Origin of the sequence: Shewanella sp. SM20 (genome assembly GCF_025654545.1) — a bacterium.
GTDB lineage: Bacteria > Pseudomonadota > Gammaproteobacteria > Enterobacterales > Shewanellaceae > Shewanella > Shewanella oncorhynchi.
In genome coordinates, this window is sequence record NZ_JAKKRK010000092.1 from 1 (window position 1) to 7,452 (window position 7,452).

The following is a 7,452-nucleotide window of genomic DNA, read 5'->3' on the forward strand; positions in this document are numbered from 1 at the left end:
CTGCGCACAATGTGACCATAGATTCATGTTAAAGTGCTGCCCCTGTCATAGTCGTAAGCGACAGGGGACGGGCATCGCCCGACTTTAATATAATCTGTGTTGTGCGCGGTTAGCTCTCTCTTCAATTCTCAATATTAATAAAGTGGTTACACCATTTTATTACCTTTAATTCCACTTGATTAAATTTATGCAAATAATTTCAAATACACTTGATTTAATGTTGACAATAAATCAAGTTGCTATATAATTATATGTATACAAACAATCAAGAGGCGGTTATCATGTTCAGACTAATTTTCGTTAACAATCAAGGCAAAAATAGCAGTCGTTCAGTTAAAACTGAAACCGCTTCAATGCGTGCAATCGCTAAATTTCTCAATGAAAATAGATACGGCCATGTAACTATGTATGATTCTGATTCATATCAATATTTTGATTATAAAAATAGACCAGGGGAGTGATTTATGACTGATAATCATGGTGGCTTAAGAAAGGGTGCTGGTAGGCCCAAAGGCACTAAAACTGCTGAGCCAGATAAAATGGTTAGAGTTCCTTTGGGATGTCTTGATGACGTCAAGGCTTTAATCTCTCGATATAAAACTGCTTCAATTGAGTCTGATGGCCAAACTGATTGGATTGGTAAGAAAGGGATTATTAAACCGTAGGTTTGATGTAAGCGAAGCGGGGCGCTTTTGCGGGAACGTATAGCGCCTCCATTCTTTCCATCGTTTGATTTTGTAACAGCTTCAAAATTGCTGACATTCGTCCTGCTAAGCCGCTTTTGATTTTTGGGGGCTGTCAGAAATGAAAAACCCCCGTTCTGTCTTACGGGGGTTAACTTACACATTTCATCTGACATTATTCACAGGTCAGGATTTTTTTTCTTTCATCCCCGCTTCTATTTGCTCTGAACTACTAACCATAACTGTCATTTTTATGATCTCTTTGATGAATTCCTTTCTTTCCTTGGGAAGCCTATCGATCATCTTGCTCAAATAGACTGAACTTGTGCTTTGGTCGCCAAAAACGATTTCATCAATTGATGTGTTTAATGCTGTGGAGATAGCGACCAGCGTTTCTAAGTTCGGGTTCTTTTGTTCACCTCGTTCAATTCGTGACATTTGGGCAGTCGATATACCTGCCTTATCTATGAGTTCTGATCGGCTCATACCAAGACTTTCACGCTTGAGCTTAATATTCTCTCCAATAGTCATGTTTTGGCCTTTAAAGATTCATGTATGAACTATTTTAAGCTATTTACTTGCATAGTTGATCTATCGTTTGTATGCTTGCGCTATTAGTGTTGCATGGATGATCTGTTTGATGAACAAGCAAGCCGTTATTTACTACCAAGACATGACAGAAGTGGGGATGGGTTTCCTCACTTTGTCGTCTTTTTGGGGTGAACAATGGTTTACGTCTTTATCCGCGATTCGTCTTGATATGGTTCACCATTACGGTAATGATTTTAAAATCGTTGATATGAACCAACTAAATGATGAAGCAATGAAAGCGTTGGAGGCGTTCCATGCAAGCCTCTAATTTGCTTAGTCGTTTTTGGTTAACAGATAGATTCGGTCATTTGTGCCAGTCTAAGCCTCTTAATCCTGATGAAGTTGTCTATAGCCGTGATAACAGTCCATCAAATTACGTTAAAGGCACAAAAACTCCGCTATTACCTTGCTTTGTCAATAAATCAATTTCTTATGCTCAGCGTCTTGGCCATGTTGGTTTTGACCATTTAGCATTCACCATTCGTTTAAACAAGTTTGAAAAACTTCCTTGTGATGCGTGGGTCAAGCTGCCTGTTTATAAAACTTATCCCGATACCGTCGAAGGTTTAGACCTTTTCCAAGAGCATGTTTTGTTAGTGCGTCATTTGCGTCTTGAGCAGTTTGTTAATCGCGTTCTTGGCTTAAAGCTGGGCTCTACACGTAACTATGGCCGTTTTTTCTATACACAATCACGTGAACTAATGGATAAAAAAGGCAAAGTATCTGTCGGTTTTATTGCTTTTGGTGGCAATGACGACACGGTTTATTTTCAAATTTCTGGCACTGGCTGCAAGCATGTTTTTACTCACACTAACGGTCACCGTTTGCATCACTGGCTATCTTTTTTTGATGTTAAAGTCCTTCGCCGTTTAGACCTTTTCTATGACGATTTTGACGGTAATTTTGATTGTAAATATGCTGAGCTAGCCTATCGAGACGGTGCTTTTAAGCGTGCTAAAGGCGGCAAGAATCCCAAGATTTCAGAAACTTACGACCGTGATGATACCGGTCTTTTAGGCGAGATTGTTCGTATTGGTTCGCGTACATCATTGGTTTACTGGCGTATCTATAACAAAGCGCTAGAGCAGGGCGTTAAGCAGACTTGGTATCGTACTGAGGTTGAGCTAAAGGATGTTTCTATTGATGTTTTACTGGCTCCAGCTAAGCATTTTGCTGGTCTATGTCCTTTCTCTGAATCTATAAACCTATCTGAAAAACATGCTTTATCGCCTGTTTTTAAACAAAAAAAATCAGTCACTTTAACTCTTGAGGCAAAAACTCAATGGTTAAGGCGTCAATGTGGTCGTGCAATTTATGACTTAGTTGAAGACTGGAAACTCTCTGCGGAGGAAACGCTAATTGCGTTGGTCGGTAATGACCCCAAGCATGGTGGCAAATTGTCTGCCCCTGAATATTACTCAGAAATAATAAGGTTCTAGCTATGAAAAAAGTAATTTTTATTTTAGGTGTTGAGGCTGCTAAAGGCGTTGGTAAAACATCAGGCAAGCCATATGAATTTGGCAAAATTTTTAATTTAACGCCAGTTCGCAATTGGGAAACTGAAAAAGGTCGCAGTTCTCATAAAGGTTTTACTGTCGATGAAGAAAAATGCGTTGTTTGCCATATTGACGCATTACCTCAATTGCAGCGTTTGGAGTATCCATGTTTTGCTGAGGTTGATATCGATATCGATCCAGAAGATATGAGCTCAACCATTATTGTTGGTGCGACTCTTGTTCAGCATGTTGATATCTTCAATCCACCCAAGAAAGTGATTTAAGCTCTATGTCACTGGTGACGCTATGAGCAGAAATAAGGATTACGAAATTAGACAAAAACAGAAGGGACTTAAAAAGGTCACTCTCTGGATTCCTGATACTGTCGAAGTTGAATTTAAACAGTTAGCTGAATTTTGTTGCGAAAATCGTGATTACTATCCTTCTCTAGCTCGCCACTTTACAACTGGACGGGTAAAGAATTTTTTAAGGTGAATATTATGGAAAATCAAGAATCTTGCATTTGGCAATGCTCATGCTGTGGAAATGTTTTTGATATTGATTTGGAGCAGCCAGTTAATTATTTATCGCCTAGTTTATTTGAGTGTTCTTTATGTGTTGTTGTTAATGAAGAACGCGAACGCGAATTAATGGAAACAAATTAAAATGTCTCAGTGCGTAGCAATTAATGAAGCAGGTTATCTAGTACAGTCACAAATCTGCGACTTTGTATTAATGACTCAGGCTGAATATACCGCTATTAGCACTGAATCAATATTAGCTTTAATAAAGCTTTATTTTGAATTTGATGTTGCTCTAGCAGGGCAATTATCAGCCGCATTCTGTTTAACGTTTTTCTCAGGACATGCGTTAGGCAGATTAACTCGAACGATGGGCAAACATTCGTAGCCCTCAAAACTTAAATTTGGAGATTCATATGAACAAAGCAAAATCTTTACTTGTTAAATTAGGTGTTGGTACTGGTATTACTGCTGCCGCTTCTACTTCTGCTTTTGCTGCTGGCGGTGATTATACATCACAAATCGCTGCGGCAATTGATGCGGCAAGCTCTAACCAAACAGCGGTTATTTTAGGCGTTGTAACACTGGCCGCGATTGGTTTCGGTGTAGGCCGTTTACTTGGTTGGTTCAAGTAATTGGTCATAACTGTTTTTTTTGCCTGTTCCTTATTTTACTTCTTTGTTGAGGGATTTGGTTCAGGCATAAGACAAAGCTAACTCAAACGGTGAACAACTATGAAAAGGCTATTTCTAACTCTCGGGCTAGTGATAGCCTTTTTAATTTCTGTGAATAATGCAAATGCCGCATTAGGTTCTATATTTGACACTGCGAGTTATCAGTCTCCAAAGATTGAAAGTTCTTTTTTAGGTTATTGTTTTAATAATAACGGCTCACAAGGTGGCCCTAATTTTACACCTAGTTCTTGCCATGRTTTTTTATCATCTCAAAAAAACTCTTCAGGCGCTTGTGTTCGCAACTTTAAACAGTGGCCTCCATCTAATGGGAAAATTCTTTATACTGTCGAATATAATAATCTTATTGATTCATCTGGTGGTTGTGTCGGTGCTTGGCTGACGCGTGATGCTGGCGATTTGCGTAATCTGGTTTCTACTTCATCAAGTTCTTGCCCTCCTGATGAATTCCCTCTTTATACAGTTGGTACTGATAATAATAACGATGGTAAAGATGACCAGTGTTATAACCCTGATGAATTAGATAATCTATCTAATTGTGCTAATGAAGTTGGTTCTATGCTTCCTGCTATTACTAACATTTCAAATAAGGTTTGTAAGACAGACCCTAATTCTGGCGCTCGCTGTGGTTATTCAAAAAAAGACGGTGATATTGTTTATAAAACTGATTTAGAAATGAATTGTTTTGGTGATGGTGAAAAGGTTCCTGAGTATGACCCTGAACCTATGCCTCAGCCTGACAAGTGCGCTAAGTACAATGACCAGCTAATGGTTTGTAAAGCAGACCCCAAAGAGAAGTGCGATGCACTCGGGAACTGTGGCGACCAATGCGGCTTTGTTAATAAGGAACTCTTTTGTTTTATCGAGTGTGAAGGCGCTGATTGTGACAAAGAAACGCCTCCACCGCCTGTTAACTGTGAAACCAATCCTACTGCACCCGTTTGTGTTGAAGAACCTGATCCAGACCCTGAGTTTTGTAAAGCTAATCCAACCGACCCTAAGTGCGCTACAAAGCCTCCTGAACCTTGTACGGGTGATGATTGTCCACCTGATGGCGGTGGTGGTACAGGTGAAAAGGTTGATTTAAAGCCCGTTGTTGATGAGCTAAAAGAGTTAAACAAAAAGCTTGATTTTAAGACTACTGATAAAACAGGCAAAACTAACTTTGGTGGTTTTTCCGATTTGTTTAGTAGCTCAGATATTCAAGCAATTAAAAATATGACTGATGAGAAAAAACAAGAAATCACTGAGCAAATAACAACTATTAAGGCTGAGTTTAAAGATATGTTTGAAGTTACAGCTTCTGGCGGTGCTTATACAGATATAACTTTGAATCTATCAATGGGTGATTTTCATCCTCAGTTTTGGAGTTTTATACAGGCTAATATCGGTATTATTGGCGCCATAGTTATGGCTCTCGCTTATTTAATGGCTATAAGGATTATTTCAGAATGAAAAACTTAATTATATTTTCAGTGCTTATAATTCTTTTCTTTTATTCTCAAGATGCTATGGCCTCAGATGGTATTTCAGGCTTTGCTCAAGATGTAAAAGACTTCTTTTCTGATATATGGGCTTTTTTCACTGAGGCCATTCCAGATATGTTTTATAGGCTTGGTGCTTGGCTCGTTGAGGCTATTGTCTACGTCAAAGTTGTAATGATGTATCAGTCCATGATGTTTAGCTGGAATATCGCTAAAGTTATTCTTGAGGACTTGCAAGTTAGTCAGCTTTTAATGTCAGCGCTTGGTGGTTTGCCACCTTCTTTGCGTGCCTTTATTACTGATTGTCGTATTGTTGATGGTATTAATGTCGTTTTAAATGCCTATGCAACTCGTTTTGTTATGAGAGTCTTATAATATGGCTACAAGTATTTTTCATGGCGAACCCGGCTCTTATAAAACATCCAGCGCTATATGGTTCACAATTCTGCCAGCTTTAGAAGCAGGGCGCTTAGTTGTCACTAATATCGAGGGCATGAAGCCTTTAGATGTTATTGAGAAGGCTATAGGCAAGAAATTTCCGCCTAGTGCTCAGCTATGGCGCATATCAACACAAAATGAAGAGGGCAACCTCTTAATCCGCAATTTTTTCTCTTGGCTACCAATTTGTGCCTTGTTAGTTATAGATGAAGTGCAGGGCGTTTATCCAAATGACCGAACCTTTAAACCTGAGTTGTTAAAGCGAATTAACCCAGAAACTATTTCAACTTTACCGCCTGAGTATTTAGCGGAATATAAGGCGCGTTTAGATTTAATTAAACCTGACCATTTAGAAGATGGTGATGTTGACGATTTAGGCGCTGCTTTATTTGATGAGAACGGCCATATTATTTACCCCAAAGATTTAAGCGACTCTTTCATGCGTCACCGCAAATATCAGTGGGATATTGTTGTTTGCACTCCTGATATAAGTGAGGTGCATTCTATTATTCGTTCTGTTACTCAAAAAGCTTATGGTCATCGTTCCTGTGATGATATTGGCCGCATTATTCCTTATTACAAGCGTAGACCTAGAATATTGCCCCATAACCCTAAACAGAATGGCGCAACGGTTCGACACAATGACACGTACTATCACTTGAAAGTACCCGTTCAAGTCCATGAATTTTATAAATCCACAGCAACAGGGGCATTTAATGAGTCAGCATCTGGAAGAACACCGCTACAAGACCCGATGGTCATTATTAGCGCATTGGTTGTTATCGTTACGATTTGTTATTGGGTCTGGTTTATTGATGACAAGGTCACTGATAAAGAGGTCGCTTCGGGCGTTCTGGTCGAAGCTGCTGCTCCCGTTCTTCAAACTGTTGGGCAAGTGGACACTCAGAATCCTGATCCTTCTGATGTTCCTCAAACTCGTAAAGATGTTCTTAGTTATGCTGATAGTTTAGGTTTGCCGTATAAAGCAACTGAGATTTATCTTTCTGGTGTTCAGGACGTTTATTCTGAAAACCGTTTTTTGATGCACAGGCAATATTTCTTTGATTTGATTGTTGGTAGCAAGACTTATGCGATCGATGGTGAACAGCTTGCTTCATTAGGTTTTGAGCTTGAATACAAATCTGATTGTCTTGTTTACGTTCGCTCATCTAAAACCACAATACCCGCTATTTGTCCGCCTAAAGAGTCCCTGAACTATGAACAAGAGCCCAAAGGCCAACAGCCGTCAGTATCATTGTTATAAAGCTGGCCGAGTCGCTGCTCTGCAGCGGCGAAGCCTGAGCAAGCGAAGCGCGGCGACAAGGCCAGCCAAGTTACTAATTTTTTGCGATCGATGGATTACGCCGTATGTATTGCCGTTATTGTTCTTGGTTCTGTCGTTTTGCGCTGGAATGATTTACGCGGACATTTCTTGGATCGATATACTTAACAACGCTGATTTAGAAACTCTTTGCCGTTTTAACTAATGCCGATAACGACACTTATCGGCACATCTAATCCCTTCCATACAAAACTGCGCACAATGT

The 7,452-nt window shown here is 39.6% G+C and carries 11 protein-coding genes; 10 read left to right on the forward strand and 1 reads right to left on the reverse strand.

Going from position 1 to position 7,452, the window contains the following annotated elements; genetic code table 11:
- The first annotated feature begins 464 nt into the window (after nt 1–464).
- On the forward strand, nt 465–665 hold the full coding sequence (locus L5M18_RS22380; RefSeq protein WP_263198651.1) for a hypothetical protein: 201 nt from the start codon (nt 465–467) through the stop codon (nt 663–665).
- A gap of 204 nt (nt 666–869) precedes the next feature.
- Here the strand turns inward: L5M18_RS22380 and L5M18_RS22385 are convergent, their stop codons facing one another.
- A complete protein-coding gene (locus L5M18_RS22385) occupies nt 870–1,214 on the reverse strand; it encodes a helix-turn-helix domain-containing protein (protein WP_263198652.1) in 345 nt (114 codons plus the stop codon).
- A 106-nt stretch (nt 1,215–1,320) separates the two neighbouring features.
- On the opposite strand from L5M18_RS22385, the gene L5M18_RS22390 reads away from it, so the two are divergent.
- From L5M18_RS22390 to L5M18_RS22430, 9 genes are all read left to right on the forward strand, one after another.
- Nucleotides 1,321–1,542 carry a hypothetical protein gene (locus L5M18_RS22390; protein ID WP_263198653.1) on the forward strand — a complete coding sequence of 74 codons (222 nt, stop codon included), beginning with the start codon at nt 1,321–1,323 and terminating at the stop codon, nt 1,540–1,542.
- Complete coding sequence (locus tag L5M18_RS22395) at nt 1,529–2,713, forward strand: replication initiation factor domain-containing protein (protein WP_263198654.1); 1,185 nt, start codon at nt 1,529–1,531, stop codon at nt 2,711–2,713. Before L5M18_RS22390 ends, L5M18_RS22395 begins: the two co-directional genes overlap by 14 nt.
- Nucleotides 2,714–2,715: 2 nt before the next feature.
- The gene (locus tag L5M18_RS22400; RefSeq protein WP_263198655.1) at nt 2,716–3,054 is read left to right on the forward strand and encodes a hypothetical protein; all 339 of its coding nucleotides are present in this window, start codon (nt 2,716–2,718) and stop codon (nt 3,052–3,054) included.
- Nucleotides 3,055–3,270: 216 nt separating this feature from the next.
- Nucleotides 3,271–3,435, forward strand: coding sequence for a hypothetical protein (locus L5M18_RS22405; protein ID WP_263198656.1), 165 nt, complete (start codon nt 3,271–3,273; stop codon nt 3,433–3,435).
- Nucleotide 3,436: 1 nt separating this feature from the next.
- Nucleotides 3,437–3,679 carry a hypothetical protein gene (locus L5M18_RS22410; RefSeq protein ID WP_263198657.1) on the forward strand — a complete coding sequence of 81 codons (243 nt, stop codon included), beginning with the start codon at nt 3,437–3,439 and terminating at the stop codon, nt 3,677–3,679.
- Between the two features lie 28 nt (nt 3,680–3,707).
- Nucleotides 3,708–3,926: a hypothetical protein gene (locus L5M18_RS22415; RefSeq protein ID WP_263198658.1), complete on the forward strand. Its 219-nt coding sequence runs from the start codon at nt 3,708–3,710 to the stop codon at nt 3,924–3,926.
- A gap of 99 nt (nt 3,927–4,025) precedes the next feature.
- Nucleotides 4,026–5,438, forward strand: coding sequence for a hypothetical protein (locus L5M18_RS22420; protein ID WP_263198659.1), 1,413 nt, complete (start codon nt 4,026–4,028; stop codon nt 5,436–5,438).
- Nucleotides 5,435–5,842, forward strand: coding sequence for a DUF2523 family protein (locus tag L5M18_RS22425; RefSeq protein WP_263198660.1), 408 nt, complete (start codon nt 5,435–5,437; stop codon nt 5,840–5,842). The genes L5M18_RS22420 and L5M18_RS22425 overlap by 4 nt, the downstream gene beginning before the upstream one ends.
- A 1-nt stretch (nt 5,843) precedes the next feature.
- Nucleotides 5,844–7,169, forward strand: coding sequence for a zonular occludens toxin family protein (locus L5M18_RS22430; RefSeq protein WP_263198661.1), 1,326 nt, complete (start codon nt 5,844–5,846; stop codon nt 7,167–7,169).
- Nucleotides 7,170–7,452 lie beyond the last annotated feature (283 nt).

What these genes read in the sequence shown, in the direction of transcription:
- L5M18_RS22380 (WP_263198651.1), top strand. Translation starts at nt 465, where the DNA reads ATGACTGATAATCATGGTGGCTTAAGAAAGGGTGCTGGTAGGCCCAAA.
- L5M18_RS22385 (WP_263198652.1), bottom strand. Translation starts at nt 1,214, where the DNA reads ATGACTATTGGAGAGAATATTAAGCTCAAGCGTGAAAGTCTTGGTATG.
- L5M18_RS22395 (WP_263198654.1), top strand. Translation starts at nt 1,529, where the DNA reads ATGCAAGCCTCTAATTTGCTTAGTCGTTTTTGGTTAACAGATAGATTC.
- L5M18_RS22400 (WP_263198655.1), top strand. Translation starts at nt 2,716, where the DNA reads ATGAAAAAAGTAATTTTTATTTTAGGTGTTGAGGCTGCTAAAGGCGTT.
- L5M18_RS22405 (WP_263198656.1), top strand. Translation starts at nt 3,271, where the DNA reads ATGGAAAATCAAGAATCTTGCATTTGGCAATGCTCATGCTGTGGAAAT.
- L5M18_RS22410 (WP_263198657.1), top strand. Translation starts at nt 3,437, where the DNA reads ATGTCTCAGTGCGTAGCAATTAATGAAGCAGGTTATCTAGTACAGTCA.
- L5M18_RS22415 (WP_263198658.1), top strand. Translation starts at nt 3,708, where the DNA reads ATGAACAAAGCAAAATCTTTACTTGTTAAATTAGGTGTTGGTACTGGT.
- L5M18_RS22425 (WP_263198660.1), top strand. Translation starts at nt 5,435, where the DNA reads ATGAAAAACTTAATTATATTTTCAGTGCTTATAATTCTTTTCTTTTAT.
- L5M18_RS22430 (WP_263198661.1), top strand. Translation starts at nt 5,844, where the DNA reads ATGGCTACAAGTATTTTTCATGGCGAACCCGGCTCTTATAAAACATCC.